Here is a 17,040-nt window from a genome sequence, read left to right on the forward strand (position 1 = left end):
AAATTAACGACTTAATATTAACTTTACTACTTATAAGCGCTAGTATGTAAACTGGATAGATATTAAGTTAACAGGGGCAATAATATGAAATTTAAAAAGATTCTAGCGGGTGTGTTATTAACAACATGCGCGCTGAGTGTATCTGCAAACTCTGCGTTTAAAGAGCCAAGCGACGCGATTAAATACCGTCAAAGTGCTTTTTCTATGCTATCAGTTCAAATTGGCGATATGGGCGCAATGCTTAAGGGCAAGGTTCCATTTGATGCAGGACAATTCAAAATGCGTGCAAATAACGCAGCAGCGCTTTCAAAAATGCCTTGGGAAGCGTTTTACGCAGGAACAGACAAAGGCGATACATCGGCACTGGCTACTGTTTGGTCTGAAAATACGGTATTTGTTGAAAAAGCCAATGCGTTTGCTGCAAACGCAGACAAACTTGCTCTAGCTGCCCAATCTGGCGACAAAGCGGTTATTGGTAAAGCCTTTGGTGCTTGGGCGAAAGGTTGTAAAGATTGCCACAAGCAATTTAAAGACTAATTAAAAACATAATAAAAATAAAAAAAGGACTGAGTGTTAACACTCAGTCCTTTTTTATTGTTTAGCAAAAATTAGCTATCAACAGACACTTCTACACTTCTTCGTTTAAAAATACGTCGGTAAGTGTTTTTAAATAATGCCCCAATATCACCTAATATAATGTACAAACAAGGTACAAGAATAAGCGTAATTAAGGTTGCAAACATAACTGCAAATCCCAGCGCAACTGCCATAGGTATTACAAACTTAGCCTGTAGGCTGGTTTCAAACATAATAGGCAACACACCAGCAAACGTAGTGATTGAGGTGAGTAATATTGCTCTAAAACGCGCACAGCCGGCTTCAATTACGGCATTTTTAACACTAACACCTTGCTTACGTACCTGGTTTACATAGTCGGTCATAACCAAGGAGTCATTAATTACAACGCCCGCTGCAGCAATAAGACCAAAGCCAGACATTAAGCTCATATCCAAATCAAACCAGTAGTGCCCCCAAATAGCCCCCGTTAAGCTAAACGGAATAACCGACATTACAATAAGCGGTTGTGAATAGCTTTTTAGTGGTACAGCAAGCAGTATGTAAACTAGAATCATGCCTCCAATAAAAAACAACTTTTGCTCATTGGCTTGCGCCTGTTGCTCCTCAATAGCACCACCAAGTTCTGATTTAACGCTTGGGTATTCTTCTTTAAGCTGTGGTAATAGGTTTTCTTTTACCTGTTTAACCACTTCGCCCGGCTCAATTTGCTCTTCATCAATACTGCCGTACACATAAACAGTTCGATAGCCACCTTCACGGCGAATGTAGCTAATACCTGGAGTTTCGGTTAGCTCAACCACATCACCCAATAACACTTCGCGCCCTGTTGGTGTAGTCACCACTGTATGTTTAAGTGATGAAAATGCTTCGCGTGTGAGTTTAGGGTAACGAACCATTACACGGACTTCTTCACCATTTCTAATTACGCGCTGTGCTTCGCCACCATAAAAGCTAGCGCCAACTTGATTGGCAATGCTGGCAAGATCTAACCCCAAATCAAATGCAACGGGTTTTAAACTCATTTGCACTTCTTTACTGGCTGGATCTATGGTTGAACTTATATCAAACAAGCCTTCTTGCTGTTGGAGCAATTGAATAAAACGGCGCCCAGCTTCGTTTAATGTATCGATATCAGACCCAAATAGAAGGTAACCAAACTCGCCACCACCGTTGCCGCCACCGCCGCCTACGTCGTCTTGAATAGTTAACGATTTAACACCTGCAATATTAGGCATGGCTTCACGCCAACGGCGCGATAATTCAAATGCATCGTAAGGACGTAAGTCTTCATCAACTAATGGGGCTAATAATTGCGCCTCTGTGCGGCCTTGGTTAAACACGAGTAAATCGCGGATAATTTTTTGACCTGTTTGACGCTCTGTTTCTTTATCTACCTCAAGCACCATCGCTTCTATTTCACGAATAGCATTAATAGTTTGAATGTCGGATACGTTGTCATTCATTTCAATATTAATTTGTGGGAAATCATGCGGTACTTTAGGTGAAGGAATAGTGCGCACCTGATTTGAAGCAATTAATGCAAAAGTCACGACTAATAAAGCAATAAAACTAAATAAAACAGTCCAACGCCATTCAACACACTTAGAAACAAAACGTTTATATGGGCCGTTTACAAAACCAAAAAAGCGGGTATTAAATCTATCTCGCCAGCCACCTTTTTTAATAGGAGTAAAATGTGTATGTGCAATATGCGCAGGTAATATGAGCTTCGATTCAATTAAGCTAAATACCAAACACAACATAACAACAACAGCAATACCGTAAAAAAAGGCACTTTCAGGGCCGCTCGAAAGCGTAAACGGCGCAAATACAGCAATGGTAGTAAGTACACCAAATGTCGCTGGGGTCGCTACACGCTTTGCACCTCGTACTACGTTATCAACACCGTCGCCACTTTTTTCAACTTCACTGTATGCGGCTTCGCCTATGACAATGGCGTCATCCACCACAATCCCTAGCACCATGATAAACGCAAATAACGAAACGATATTTATGCTAATACCAAATAGTGGCATCACCATCATCGCGCCTAAAAAGCACACTGGTAAACCTATCATTACCCACAATGCCAACTTAAAGCGTAAGAATAACGACAACATAATTGCGACTAAAATCGCACCTTGAAGAAGGTTTAATTTCATCATATCTAAGCGAGCATTTAGGTAGTACGTCATATCCATTAAAGGCTCTATACGCACACCCGGTGGGAGCTCTTTATTCTTTTTATCAATATACGCTTTAACCGATTCAGCTACCGGAATAATATTTTGTGATTGCGTTGCTTTTACTGATAAATAAACGGCATTTTCACCATTAAACTTAAAATAACGTTCACCTTCAGTAAATTGATCTTTAATTGTGGCAATATCTTGCAGTAAAACTTTGGCACCATACTCGCCAATTTTTACCGGAATTTGTCTAAATTCTTCGCCTGAATAAAATTGGTTTTCAACACGAACTGATATAACGCCCGCATCAGTTTTTAACTGACCTGCCGAAAAGTTAGCAGAGTAACGACGCACAGCATTCATAACATCTGAAATTGTTAAGTTGTACTGGCGTAATGTATCAGGGTCGATTTCAATCGCTATTTCATCAAGCGGTACATCATTGACCACAAGCGATACATTAGATAATTGCAGCAATTCATCTTCGATATTGTTTGCTATCGGCTTAAGCTCAAATAAAGGCAAGTCAGCAACCAGTGTCATGCCTATTACATCTTGTCTAAATTCAATCTGGCTTATGGTGACCGGTTCCATCCCAGCTGGAAAAGTAGCAATACCGTCAACACGCAGTTTTACTTTATCAAGCACATCGGTGAGCTCTGCGTCTGTATGAATTTCAAGACTTGCAGAGCCGCCGTTTCTAAATGCGCGATACACACCTTTTTTTATTTCGGTAATATCTTTAAGTGATTCTTCAATTTTTATAAGAATACTTTCTTCAATTTCCTGAGGAGAGGCACCTGGGTAATTAGCGTTTACGTTAATATAGTTAATTTCTATATTAGGAAACATTTGTCGCTGAATCGTTTTGTAGCTTAAAAAGCCCATAACGATAATAAACAACATCATTAAGTTTGCAGCAACCGAGTTATTAGCAAAATAAGCTATTAACCCTGTTTGTTTTGTTTGTGTTGATTCACTCATTGTTATTACACCTTAAAGCTGTTGCGTATTTGAGGTGCTCACATCAGAGCTTTCAGGTACCGGTTGCGCACCTGCTATTTTAACTTCCATTCCCTTTTGAGGGTATTCTGGTAACGTAACCACTAGTTTATCGTCAGCTTTTAGGCCACTACTAATATAGAAGTACTCGCCTTCTTCTCGTATTACCGTTACTTTTCTTGGTTCAAGGGTTTGGTTTTCACCAACCACCCAAACGGTTTGGTTGTTAACAAGCGCTTGAGGTAAACGGTAGATATTATTTAATGTTGTACCCGCAAAATTAACCTGTACGTAACTGCCAAATTTAATTGCTGGTTGTTTATTTTTAAGGCCATACGGGTCTTCAATTCGCACCACTAAACTGCTCATACGTGTTGCGTTATCTACAATACCTAAATCGCGGTCAATAACGCCTTCACGAGTAAAGCTATTAAGGCCTTTTTGAATAACTGTTGCGGTAATCCCTTTAATACGCTCAGGCAAAAACACACTATCAAAGCCTGCAATAGGAATAATTACTTCAGCAGTTTCTATATTGTTTAGCTCAGCGACTTGCGAGCCCATTGTCACGTATTGACCCACACCTACATTACGGCTCACAATAAGTGCATCGTAAGGTGCTTTAACATCACAGTTTTCTAAATCTCGCTGCGCACGTTTTAATGCTGCTTGCGCTGATTTAACATTTGCTTGCGCACTAAGTACTTGAGGCTTGCGTAAAAATAAATCAGTACGCGCTTTACTTGGAAAGCGTTTTGCTTCGTCTTCAGCTACTTTTGCTTGCGCTTGTTCTTCAATTAAACCCGCTTGGGCACGAGCAAGTTCAGCTTCAGCCACGAGCACTGCAGCTTCATAGTTATCTTTTTCAATCGAAAATAAGGTTTCACCACGTGCTACAACCCCACCGGCAACAAAGCTCGGATGCCAACTCAGTACCTCTCCCGATACCTGTGCAGACAGTTGTGTATTTTCCAGCGGCTTTACTTCACCATAGCTGTTAATTATAACCTGATGGTCGTTAGCCGAAACCGGCTCAACTTGAACGGTTGGTCGCGTATCAACTAACGCCTTTTTTTCTTGCTCACTGGCAAGCGCGTTTATTGCTTTAAAACCAACAACCCCTATCGCAAGCGCAACAAATGGAAAAACCCATCTAAGTGAATTTGTTTGCATATCCTAATTACCCCAAATTTCTATTAACGCCATAATAACAGAGCTTAATTAAACAATTACGTGACATTTGTAAGCAACTGTTACAAATGTGCATTAATTATACTTCTCATAATGAATTGTTTAATTATAAGTTAGATTATATAGCCATAAAATTATATTTTGTTACAAACTTTTACTATTTAAAATCAATATATTAAATAAAAAAGGTATTATTTCATCGATTTGTTGTACGAAACAAATTGAAATTACGTACAGTAAAAATAAATTAACAAACGAAAAGATGACATTATGAAACTAACCACCCTAACTCTTGCGCTCAGTATTGCGCTAAGCGGCCATGCTTTTGCCGATGACAAAAAAGACGAAAAAAAACCAAAAACATTAAGTGAAATGATCAAAGGACAAACCGAATTTGCCGGTATATTTAACCTGTATCAGGACGAAAAAACGGGTAAGCACTTAATGGTCATTAACGAATCGCAGCTTGATACTCCTTTCGTTTATTTTGCTCATACAGTTGATGGGGTGACTGATGCAGGACACTTTCGTGGATCTTACCGTGAAACCAAACTCATTGAGTTTAGAAAGTACTTCGACCGTATCGATATTATAAGTAAAACACCTCGTTATAAATTTGACGAAAACAGTGCCATTTCAAAAGCCAGCAATGCAAACATTAGTGAAGCTGTGCTTGCGAGTATTAAAATAGAAAAAGAAGAAGACGGTAAAATTGCATTTAACGTCAATAAGTTATTTTTAAGTGAAGCACTTCATAAAGTATCTCCTACTATAAATCCCGCAGATAAAAATGCGAAAAAACGTTTTAAAGTAGGCAAGCTAGACAGCAAAAAATCGCGCATTATTAAACAGCGTCCTTACCCTAATAATTTAGACGTTGTCGTAGATTACGTATTTACCAATGCAAGTCCAACCGTTCGTGGCTCTGGCGCAGTAAGTGACCCGCGTAGTGTTTCTGTGAAGGTTCAGCATTCATTTGTAGCACTCCCACAAAACAACTACCAGCCTCGTTTAGACGATGCGCGCATTGGTTATTTCACAAACCAGTTTGATCAAATGACGTCAACTGATTGGACGCCTTACGAAGATGTAATTAAGCGCTGGGATTTACAAAAGAAAAACCCAAGCGCTGCACTTTCAGAGCCTGTAAAACCAATTACATGGTGGATAGAAAACACCACACCAATAGAGTGGCGCGACACAATTAAAGACGCTGTACTTGCATGGAACAGCTCTTTTGAAAAAGCAGGCTTTAAAAATGCCTTAGAAGTAAAAATACAACCTGATGATGCCGACTGGGATGCAGGCGACATTAATTACAATGTACTGCGTTGGACCTCATCGCCAAAACCACCATTTGGTGGCTACGGGCCTGCACTTGCCAACCCGCTAACAGGTGAAATACTGGGCTCAGACATTATGCTTGAGTTTGTATTTATGAAAAATCGCTGGATTTACGACACCCTTTATACACAAGGCGCTATGAGCCACAGCAATAGTACACATACTGGTGAATTAAACTGCTCATTAGGTCATGAAATTCAACAAAACCTTATGCTTGCAAAAGGCTTAGCTGCTGGCGATAGCATTAAAGAAAACGAAATGATACGCCAAGGGTTAACACAGCTTATTCTGCATGAAGTAGGTCATACACTGGGCCTTAACCACAACATGAAATCATCTATTTTGTGGAATGAGAAAGAAGTGCACGATAAGAGTAAAACCCAAGGGATCGTAACAGGCTCAGTAATGGACTATGCACCGGCTAACATTGCACCAATTGGCATGCAGCAAGGGGATATTTTTCAAACTAAACCAGGCCCATACGACGACTGGGCTATTAACTACGGATACAGCGTAGCGCTGGCTGATGCATCTGCCGAGCAAGCTCGCCTTAGTAAAATTCTTGCGCGTTCTAGTGAGCATGCTTTAGCGTTTGGTAACGATGCAGACGATATGCGCGCGCCGGGCCGTCATATCGATCCCCGCGTAATGATTGGCGATTTATCATCAAACCCAGCAGCGTATGGTGCAGACCGCATGGCACTTATTAATAAACTGTTTACTGAGCTTAAAGATAAAGCCACTGTTGAAGGCGACTCTTACCAGCAACTTGTTACCTCAGCTAATAGCTTATTTGGTCAGTACAGATCGCAGGCAGGTATTGTATCTCGTCAAATTGGTGGGGTTTATGTAGAGCGTGCAGTTGTAGGTGATGCAAACGCCGACAAACCTTTCACCCCAGTGCCACTTGAAAAACAAACTCAAGCTATGGAAATTCTAGCCGAGTACGTGTTTGCACCTGATGTGTTACAAAGCATGCAACCGCTTTATAACTTCATGCAGCAACAGCGCCGCGGGTTTAATCACTATGGTAAAAATGAAGACCCTAAACCTCACAAAATGATTTTAGGCATGCAAAAGTCTGTGCTTGCACAGCTGTTGCACCCAGCGGTTTTACTGCGTATTTCAGATACCGCTTTATACGGAAACGAATATAGCTTAAATCAATTTATGGGGGATTTAACGGCGAGTATTTTTGTAAAAGACGCAGAGGCCAGCTCAATCAGTCACAATTTACAAATTGAATATGTAAACCAACTGATCGCTATTGCGGGTTTAGGCAAACCAAGCAAGTTCGATAACCTCGCTAAAACAGCCGCGCTTTATCAGTTAACCGAAATAGCGGATACAAGCCTGTCATGGGGTGCAGATACTGCAGCCAAAGCCCATAAAAAGTATATTGATCGCTTAATTGCAAAAGCACTCGAAGCGTAAATAGTTGTAACAAAAAAAGGCCACATTGATTGTGGCCTTTTTTATAAACTTAATTCCTATCACCATTAAAGGTAAATTGTGCCTTTTAAATACCTAACAGCATGGCCTGTTAAAGTTACCGTTGACTCCCCTACCTCGCACTGTATATGCCCACCTCGGCTAGATGCCTGATAGGCAGTTAACTGTGTTTTACCTAACAACTGTGCCCAGTATGGAGCAAGCCCTGTATGAATAGAGCCCGTGACATAATCTTCATCGCCACCGCTGGCAGGCCAAAAATAACGAGAAACAAAATCGTATTCATCACTAGACGCAGTGGCAACTACATCGTGTGGCGCTAGCGTTTTTAAGAGTTCCGAGTCGGTATTTAAGCTCTTTACTTGCTTAGCCGATTCATAAACAGCAAAGTAAGCTTGACGATTTTTAAGTACCTTAATAGGTTGTATAGACAAGCCATTTAACAGTGCCTGTGGCGGGTTTTTAACCTCTACAGGTGCTTGTTTAGGGAATGTCATAGCAAAGCTGCCATCATTGTTTTTAATAACAATAAGCTCACCCACTGCATCAGCGATAAAGCGAATCTGCGATACATTATGTTCTTCACATAATACATACGCAGCAGCCAAAGTGGCATGGCCACAAAAGTCTATTTCCATTAAAGGTGAAAACCAACGAATAGCAAAACAGCCATCGGTTTGCCTACAGGTAAACGCAGTTTCAGATACGTTGTTTTCAGCGCCTATGTTTAGCATTAGGTCATCATCCAACCACGACTCAAGTGGGATAACAGCTGCATAATTGCCTTTAAATAAAGCGTGTGTAAACGCATCAATTTGGTGAATAGTTAATTGCATTAGTTTGCACTGGGTTATTTTTAATAACTTAAAAATGCCACAATTAACTTAATTAAACACTACACTTTTTTATAATTAAGCCATTACTGGTCGCATTTTATAATATTGCATGCAACCAAATTGCACGGCATTAGTCAGCAACAACATGATAAACATAAGCAAGTGTGAAGTACTTGGTGTGGTATTAGTTAACTCAACAACTAAGCCACAAATGCCCGCTATGAACTGCAAACTAAAGTAACGCGCACTTAAGTTACTTACATCTCCTGTGCGCAGCGTTTTGTAGGTTTGTGGCATTACGCGCACTGAGCTCATCACCAATCCTACATAGGTAAGTGCGTTGAGCACCCATGCGGTATCAAAGTTTGGACTTAATAACAGCGAAAACGGCATAAGCGAAAAGCCAAGCATAAGCACTAACTGAAGCCGTTCTTGCTTTGCGGCGTTGTAACGGGCAAAAAAGTACAAGATCAAGCCGCTTAATACGCCTGTTACAAAAAAAGGTAAAGCAATAAAGTATCGCTCAAAATAAATGTTATACGTTATGAAATAGAGACTCTGTGCGACTCCAAATGTCATCATTAGCAAAGATAAACCAGAAACACTTCTGTTTTTTCTAATTTTATTTAGCAATGGTAAAAAACTAAAAAGTAAAATAAATGAAGACAAAATAGGCAAATAGTGCGCCAAAACAACCTCGCTGTTACATAACGGTTACTTTAATTACTTAATAAAAACATTTATTAAACATATGTTTTAAAAGGCTTTTACTGTGAGCGCGGCATTGTAGAGTGAAGTTAATTTAACTCAACTAAACAGAAAAAACCCTTTCAAGGAACTGGAAACTTATATTTACAAAATATGTTATGTAATGTGCACAGTTTATTAATTTCCCGAATACTTGCTCAATCACTATTAAATACAAATAACAATCGATATCATTTGCATATAAGTGAATTAGATAACGATAACCCATGAGAAAAACACTTTTCAAAATTCATAGCTGGATTGCTCTCATTGCAATTATTCCATTAATTGTAATAAGTATTACTGGCAGTGTGCTTGTATTTAAAAGCGAGATAGATGGCTTACTTATGCCCGAAAGTCATTTTGTGATTAGCACTCAACCTGAACGTTTGAATATGGATGAGTTAATTTCCATCACTCAGAACGCTTATCCTGAGTATGTCATTGGTAGCTGGGAAATTTTTAACGACGATACTGCTGATCGGGTTTACTTAATCGAGCGCGAGTCGCAAGTTTGGTATAAATTTCATTTAAATCAATATGCTGGTGATATTTTGTCAACTCCCGTGGGAACGAGCCATTATTTTACAGATTGGTTTTTAGAACTCCATTACACCTTTTTACTCAATGATTTAAAAAGCTTACCAGGCCAAACAGGCACCGTTTTGGGGTTCTTTTTTGCTTTATTTTTATTGGTGCTTGGAATAACCGGCCTCATTATTTACCGAAAGTTTTGGCAACGCCTATTTACCGTGCGTTGGCGCGCAACATTACAAATCGTATTAAGTGATATTCATAAAATGACTGGTGTTATTGGCTCGCCTATTTTAATTGTTTTAGCTATAACCGGTGGTTATTTTAATGGTGCCGTTTGGTATCACGAAGTACTCGAACACGCTGAAGAAGAACATCATGCCCTAACCAAAAACCTGTATAGCAAAAATGTTTCCTTCCAAGATATTTTAGATGACAGCAAGCAACAAATAGCCACGTTCAACAGCACTTACTTGGTTATGCCATTAGAACCTGACGACAACATTACTGTATTTGGTGAAGTAAATTCTAATAACCCACTGGCAAGTGAATACGCTAATACCGTTTCGTATAACAAAATCACTGGTGAGCACATTGCCAATTGGGATATACGCCAAGTAGGTCTTGGCTGGAAAGTGCTAGACAGCTTTCGTAAGCTTCATTTTGGTTATTTTGCTGGCCTAATAAGTAAAATACTGTGGAGTTTTATAGGGCTAAGTCCACTATGGCTAAGTGCTACTGGCTTTTACTTATGGTTAACACGCCGCAAACGTAAAAAACAATCGCAAAAAAATCGTCATAATAAACAACGAACAATAACCGCTTGATTAAAAAGTCACCTCAATGTAATGTTAAAAATCACATTGAGGTGGCTTATGAAATCTATAGTATTAGTTACATTATTTTTGGTATTTTTAAGTGCATGTAAAAGCACTCCAACAACGCCTACAGTTGAGCAACCCCAGCTTACTGCGCTTATTAATCACACCCGCTTTAAACAAATAGACACTCCCAGCGAGTTGAATATTTTTGAATTGCCAAACGCCGAAAAAAAACGCTTTTTAGCTTATGCCGACCAGCAGCAACTAAATGGTGTTAGAACCGATCGTATTATTTACAACTATTTAGAAAACCAACTTAGCGATTTTAGTTACCATGGTGACACATTAACTTCTTCGCAAACTCTTACTCGCGCACACGGCAACTGTATTAGTTTAGCGGTTCTTACACAAAGTTATGCAAATGCGCTGGGGCTAGAAACCAGCTTTCAAGAAGTTACTAGTGAACCTGTGTACGCAAAAGAAAGTGGAATGGTCTATGTAGCTAATCATTTCAGAACCATGGTATATGCACCAAAAGTTGAGAAAAAAGAGAACGTTATTCAAGTTTTTCGCCCAGGTACCCTGATTGATTATTTTCCTACACGCGGTAGTTTTTATTCTGGCAGCGCCAGCTACAACGACTTAGTTGCGAAGTTTTATGGCAACTTAGCAGCTAAAGCATTTGCTGAAGAAAATCTTAACGCTGCTTATTCTTTTATTTTACAAGCCAATAAATTTACCCCTAATGATCCTGAGCTTTTTAACATGGCGGGTATGTTACATCGCCGTGCGGGAGATTTAAAAAACGCAGAAGTAATTTACGAAACAGCAATAAACAATAATTTATCGAGCGTCAATTTAGTTAATAACTATCAACTATTAGCTAAACAACTTGGTAAAACTGTACTTGTAGAGCAACTAACCAGCCAATTAAATTACAAAGAAAGAGATCCTTATGAACTGCTTGCTCTAGCAAAAAACGAATTACAAACCGGTTATATTAATCGAGCAAAAGACCACTTAGAGCTCGCTTTATTTAAAGCCCCCTATATCTCCGAGTTGTACCTCGAGCTTGCTAAAGTTCGCTACCAGCAAGGTAAAACTGAGCGTTCAAAGCGACTTCTCAAAAAAGCAATTGAATACGAACGAGACGATAAAAAGTTAGACGTATATCAAGCCAAATTGTTGTCGCTACAATATAAATAGCAGGCTAAATTGAACTGTGGTTAATCGATTTACTACCCACAGTTCAACTAAGCTCATTAAATTTATTTAAAGCGAATAATAAAAGCTCAGCCATGCACGCATTTCATCATCAAAGCTGCTGCCCTCAACACGTGACACCCCCACATTAAATGTTAAATCGTTAACACCCGCAGGCCCCATGCCAAAGCTAAAGTCACCTTGGTATTTTAAACCGTAACTTTGTGCATAAACGCTGTCATCTAATTGATGCTGAGTGTAATAAAGCCATGGCATACCTTCTTTATAAGTAACTCCGCCGCCATATCCTTGGTAACGCTCGGCAGTTGCACTATAAAAAGGCAGATCAGCTGCCAGCACAAATTCACTACTGTAGTGTTGATTAATAAGGTTTGAACTAAACCCGCCTAGCGCAAGGCGTGCATCGTCTCGCTGCTTTTGTGTGAAATTAATGTACAAAGGAGCGTTATACACCTTACCAAATATGCTCGCATCGAGATCATAACCTTGCCAATTGTTTTCACCTTTACCTTCGTACCAACGAGCATTAACACGTTGTCCTATAGCAAACGTTTGGCGGTCATATTGCCAACGTTGAGCAAAACCAACACGCGTCCAACGAGTATGGCTTTGTTTGTAATCAGTATAGTTATAAGCAAGCTCAGGGGTTAAGCTTAATTGGCCAAACTTAAGTGGATAGCTCATTGCTACAAACCCACCAAGAGCATCTATTTCGTTATTTAAATTGCTTGGGCTTAAAGCTTGATATTGGCGTGAGGTATCTAAGTTGTAGTCATACAAAGCGAGTTTAAACTTAACATCAAGCGCATTGTATTTAGCGTTTGCAAAGCCACCATGTAATGCGTTATCGTTTAAGTCAATGCTATAACCAGCTTGCAGGTCTAGCTGCTTTAATAAATCACTGCTTTTAATACCCATACTTAATAAGCTGGTCGATGCTGAAAAATACTGAGAGCCCAACGCAAACGTTGCGTGCTGATCGAATATTGCATAATCGCGCTGTTCGCCAGCCTCTTGCGCGTATACTTTAGCCTCTGGCAATGTGTGCTCATTAACCATTAATAGCGGGGCTTTGCTATTAGCAGCTAAATCTGTCACCGTAGTTTTAATACTGGTATTCGCTAGGCTTTTTACATCAGGGCCGTCGGCATTAATCGATAAATAAAGCAGCGTTTCATCTTGCATTTCAATGGGGTGAGCAACCGCTTCTTGCCCATGTGTTAAACGCTTTAGGGTATTACTGGCTATATGGTAATTATAAATATCAGTCGTTTTATTTAATCCCGCAACAAAATAGATTGATTCGCCATTGTCACTAAAACTAGGTTGGGTTAAATATTGATACCCGTTTGGCATAGGTACAGGCTGGCTAATACCACCATCAACATCTTGTATATACATTTGCCAGTTTTCGTTTAAAGAAGCTGATAAATAAACTAATTTTTTATTATCGGGGCTAAGCGTGGGGTAATCGTATGCAGTATTTAAGCTTTTTTTGAACAACGGCGTTATGGTGCCGGTATTAATATCTACTTTTACTAATTCAGAATAACCATCACGTATTTGCTCTGCATACACTGCTTTACCGTCACTTGTTGCATTAAAGCGTCTTAGCCCTGCAAACTCGGTTAGCTTTTCTACGTTGCCGGTTTCAATGTTATAGCTAAATATATCAGACACCCGATTATAAATGCCCGACTCTTCAGTACTATAAGCATTAAAATACAGTGTCGTGCTATTTACCCATTGCGGGTTGGCTATACCTGCCCGGTTTATTTGATTAAGTATTTGTTTTTGTTTACGCTTAAACACGCTCGGTGGCGAATCTGGTATATCGAGTGGGTCTTGCTTAATTAACTCATTTTGTGCCTTTTCAAAGCTCTCCATCGCTTTGGTGTTATCTTCGGTGCTATAAATAACGAGCTTAGTATTACGCTTGGCATCACGCTCTACTATTGCAAGCTTGCTGCCATCATGTGAAAGTGCTGGATTGCTTGCGTATAAATCAAGCTCTAGCCATAGCTCACTATCAAGTGGTTGCTCTCCTTGCTCTTGCTGCATGGCCTTATACGTATATTCAGCAATAAAACGGCGATATAGCTTCGCTGCGCTTTGGCCAAACACACCTTCAAATGCTTCATCAAAATCACGCGACTTAACTGCCTGCATTCGGGTCCATACACTATCAAGTATTTGCTCAGAAAATGTTTGCTCTAGCCAATATAAAAACCGACTGCCCATCAAATAGGCCATAGAGCCACCCATAAAGCCATTATCACTATTCAATTGCCCATAGGTTGGTAGCGCACCTTGTTGAGCAAATTCACGTAATATCGACTCAGAGTAATTATCAAATAAGCGCCCTCGTCCGGTCATTTTAGATTCAATTAACGTTGCATACCCTTCAGCAACCCAGCGCGGCGTATCACTGTAGGTTAAATCGTAAATATCCCACAAACCGCGCACTTTTTGCTGCCAGTGGTTGCGTGTAGGCTGGGCCAAATGCACTAAATGAATGTATTCGTGCAACACCAGTAACTGCTGCCAACCAGAACTGTTTGAAATCACCGTATCAGACTGCGGTGGGGTAGTAAAAAGTGCCATTACTGGGTTGCTTGATGTAGGCAAGGCAAACCCGTTCGCCGCATTTAAGGGGTCAAACACGACAACATCGACTATTTCATCGAGTGCACGATTTTGTTGTTCAAGCACTTTCGTGCGAACAATTTCAAGTTCAACCGCGGTCGATTTAGCAAAATCAATATGCTCAATGCTGTAGTGCACATTAAAATGCTCGGTATGAATGGTTTGCCAATCCGCAGCGAACGCGGGGGCAGCGAGCAACAAAGCTGAGGCAATGAGTGACTTTTTCACAATAATCCCTTAAGTAGCATTTTCAACAATGCTTAGAGTATTATTAAACTCACTGAGTTTGCAGTAAAAAAATGTAATAAAGCATGTGCAAATGTGTTTTCGCACATACTTTATTGTTTGCAGAAATTACATCCAACTACGAGTGTCTGACTCAGCCTGTTTAAGCGTAAAATCAATCACAAAATCAGCGTCTTGCTCTTTTATGTATGGCATAAACGCAAAGCCATGAGCAAGTTGTATATACAGGCTTTTCAATCCTGATCTTCGCATTAAATAGGTACTTTCGCTACTAGCACTTTGTACTTTATAAAGTTCAAACACACGGTAATGTACGCCAATCATGCCTTTACGCACAACCATATAAAATCGGCCATCATCTTCATGTAAATAGTAACCATAACGTTGATACGACAAGGTAACTAAGCCTGCAAATACAGCAAGCACACCCAAGCTGATAAGGTAATTAAGCTCATTAAAATAACAAAACACAGCAACAAGTAGACTAGGTAACAATGCATACAAAACTAAGTTTTTATACCAAAGTGCTCGCTCTGCCTGCTTAAATGCCAGTGCGCTGTTGTTAAACCACGGGTAAATCCACTGGCATACGCTGTTTACTTGCTCGTTATTTAATACAGGTAAGACTAAAGTTTGTTTATTTTTTTTAGCGGCCATACCCGCCATTGCACCACCGCTACTCGCTTGCAAAAATTCAACGGTAAAGCGCTTAAGTAACCGGGCAATAATATTTTGCTTAATGACTATCGACTGCACTTTGTCTAAGCTCATAGATAACTGGTGGCGCTCTAATAAACCGGTAATGCGTTTAAACTTTTTACCTTTAAAATAAAGCTGATAGTTATAAAAACGAATAAGCGACATTCCCACCGAAAGCAAAACAGCAATAAGTACCACAAGTACAAAAATTGTGAATATAGCAAATAACGCTGCACTGGCTACAAGGCCAAGCTCTTGCTCGTAAAAGCCTTCTACTTTTGTGATTAATTGCTTTTCAAGCACATCGGCTACCACATTTATGAGTGGTGCAATGGCTGCTAGCGCTAAAATAGCCATGTTTGACATTAAACCAAACTTGGCTATTTCTTTGTTTGAAATAAACAAACTACTTTGCTCAGTAGTCTCGTCTGTTTCTACTTCACTGTCTGGCTCAAGTTGCTGTTGGGCCTTGTAAGCAAATATTTGCTTTCGCATTTGCTCTGCGTAACCTTGGGTTACGCCCGGCAATACAGCTTCTTGAGCCGCGCTACCTGCCGCATCAAAAATACAATTAACCAGCGTTACTGGTTTAAAGTAAAAAGGCTCAGCAATATTTACATTTTGTACTCTCTCAAATTTAAGCGTTAAACGTTCTTTTTTAAAAACGCCTTTATTGAGTAGTATTTCGTTATCGCTTGAAATACAAAATCTAAAGTTTCTGTAATATAAAACCGAGTATAAAAGCAAAGCACTTACAGCTACTGCTGCTGCAATTTGCCCCCAGAAGAGTTTGTTTTCTACTTGTGTAACAAATACAAAACCAAGCGGTAATAGGTTAAATATACCGTCGCGCACAAAACGCACACCAAAATGGACAACAAAATACAAAAGTGCCCAAGGCGATACTTTTTGCCACAATTGCACCTGGCCAACATCCGTTTGTGTGGTATGAGGTGTAAAATCACTCATCGGCTGGTACAGCCTGAGTAGACGTTTGTTCTTGGCGGTAATCTTGAACAAACTGGCGCATATTTTTACAATCCGTGTGTGTAAGCCCGCTTACCTGCAAATCGGCACTCATACCACCGGCGCTATACAATTTTAAACTGGCTAAACCCAGCTTTCGCTCAATAGGGCCGCGGTGTATTTCAATGTGCTGCACGCGCGCTAGCGGTAAAATAGTAACCCGCTGCCAAATAATTCCTTTTTTAAACGCAATGTCGTGCTGACGCATAGCCACACCTTGCAATTTAATGCTCGCAACGCTGTAAAGCATAGAAGCGAGAATTAAAATAGGCATACCAATTAATAAATACGTTTGCGCGTTATTCGCAAAATTTTCGTTGAAGTAACAAATTGCGGCTAATATTGCGCTAAAGGGAATATAAAACACTAACCAGTTAAGTTGTGCATGCAGCAGCGCTTTATCGGCAAGCGCTTTAAATTCAATGTTTTTATGCTGTGGTAAATCCGTTATTTGCTGATTGTTAAACACACTATTTCCTATACTGTTTTTATTATTTTATTCGT

11 protein-coding genes are annotated in these 17,040 nt (G+C 39.9%); 4 read left to right on the forward strand and 7 right to left on the reverse strand.

All coding sequences use genetic code 11. The features are described from left to right. Positions 1 to 84 precede the first annotated feature (84 nt). Positions 85 to 537, forward strand: coding sequence for a c-type cytochrome (locus tag R0J88_RS10575; protein WP_410899866.1), 453 nt, complete (start codon positions 85 to 87; stop codon positions 535 to 537). 71 nt (positions 538 to 608) lie between these two features. On the opposite strand, the gene R0J88_RS10580 is transcribed toward R0J88_RS10575, so the two are convergent. Further along, on the reverse strand, positions 609 to 3,752 hold the full coding sequence (locus R0J88_RS10580) for an efflux RND transporter permease subunit (RefSeq protein ID WP_410899867.1): 3,144 nt from the start codon (positions 3,750 to 3,752) through the stop codon (positions 609 to 611). Positions 3,753 to 3,764: 12 nt separating this feature from the next. Continuing rightward, positions 3,765 to 4,943 carry an efflux RND transporter periplasmic adaptor subunit gene (locus R0J88_RS10585; RefSeq protein ID WP_410899868.1) on the reverse strand — a complete coding sequence of 393 codons (1,179 nt, stop codon included), beginning with the start codon at positions 4,941 to 4,943 and terminating at the stop codon, positions 3,765 to 3,767. 288 nt (positions 4,944 to 5,231) lie between these two features. Between R0J88_RS10585 and R0J88_RS10590 the strand changes: the two genes are divergently transcribed. After that, the gene (locus R0J88_RS10590; RefSeq protein ID WP_410899869.1) at positions 5,232 to 7,739 is read left to right on the forward strand and encodes a zinc-dependent metalloprotease; all 2,508 of its coding nucleotides are present in this window, start codon (positions 5,232 to 5,234) and stop codon (positions 7,737 to 7,739) included. Between the two features lie 65 nt (positions 7,740 to 7,804). On the opposite strand, the gene R0J88_RS10595 is transcribed toward R0J88_RS10590, so the two are convergent. Continuing rightward, positions 7,805 to 8,593 (reverse strand): PhzF family phenazine biosynthesis protein, encoded by a 789-nt coding sequence (locus R0J88_RS10595; protein WP_410899870.1) that lies wholly within the window; start codon positions 8,591 to 8,593, stop codon positions 7,805 to 7,807. Between the two features lie 75 nt (positions 8,594 to 8,668). Further along, positions 8,669 to 9,283 (reverse strand): SemiSWEET family transporter, encoded by a 615-nt coding sequence (locus R0J88_RS10600; RefSeq protein ID WP_008126909.1) that lies wholly within the window; start codon positions 9,281 to 9,283, stop codon positions 8,669 to 8,671. A 284-nt stretch (positions 9,284 to 9,567) separates the two neighbouring features. Between R0J88_RS10600 and R0J88_RS10605 the strand changes: the two genes are divergently transcribed. After that, entirely contained in the window at positions 9,568 to 10,701 is a 1,134-nt protein-coding gene (locus R0J88_RS10605) for a PepSY-associated TM helix domain-containing protein (protein WP_410899871.1), read from the forward strand. Positions 10,702 to 10,749: 48 nt separating this feature from the next. Then, positions 10,750 to 11,901, forward strand: a complete 1,152-nt coding sequence (locus R0J88_RS10610; RefSeq protein WP_276753444.1) for a tetratricopeptide repeat protein — start codon at positions 10,750 to 10,752, stop codon at positions 11,899 to 11,901. 66 nt (positions 11,902 to 11,967) lie between these two features. Here R0J88_RS10610 and R0J88_RS10615 read toward each other — a convergent pair whose 3' ends face one another. The 3 genes from R0J88_RS10615 to R0J88_RS10625 all read right to left on the reverse strand — a co-directional run bounded on the left by R0J88_RS10615 (position 11,968) and on the right by R0J88_RS10625 (position 17,005). Then, entirely contained in the window at positions 11,968 to 14,793 is a 2,826-nt protein-coding gene (locus R0J88_RS10615) for a TolB family protein (RefSeq protein ID WP_410899872.1), read from the reverse strand. A 126-nt stretch (positions 14,794 to 14,919) separates the two neighbouring features. Further along, on the reverse strand, positions 14,920 to 16,479 hold the full coding sequence (locus R0J88_RS10620; RefSeq protein WP_410899873.1) for a PH domain-containing protein: 1,560 nt from the start codon (positions 16,477 to 16,479) through the stop codon (positions 14,920 to 14,922). Further along, positions 16,472 to 17,005 (reverse strand): PH domain-containing protein, encoded by a 534-nt coding sequence (locus R0J88_RS10625; RefSeq protein ID WP_008131910.1) that lies wholly within the window; start codon positions 17,003 to 17,005, stop codon positions 16,472 to 16,474. Before R0J88_RS10625 ends, R0J88_RS10620 begins: the two co-directional genes overlap by 8 nt. Positions 17,006 to 17,040 lie beyond the last annotated feature (35 nt).

Source organism: Pseudoalteromonas sp. SIMBA_162 (genome assembly GCF_046535955.1).
GTDB classification, from domain to species: domain Bacteria; phylum Pseudomonadota; class Gammaproteobacteria; order Enterobacterales; family Alteromonadaceae; genus Pseudoalteromonas; species Pseudoalteromonas marina.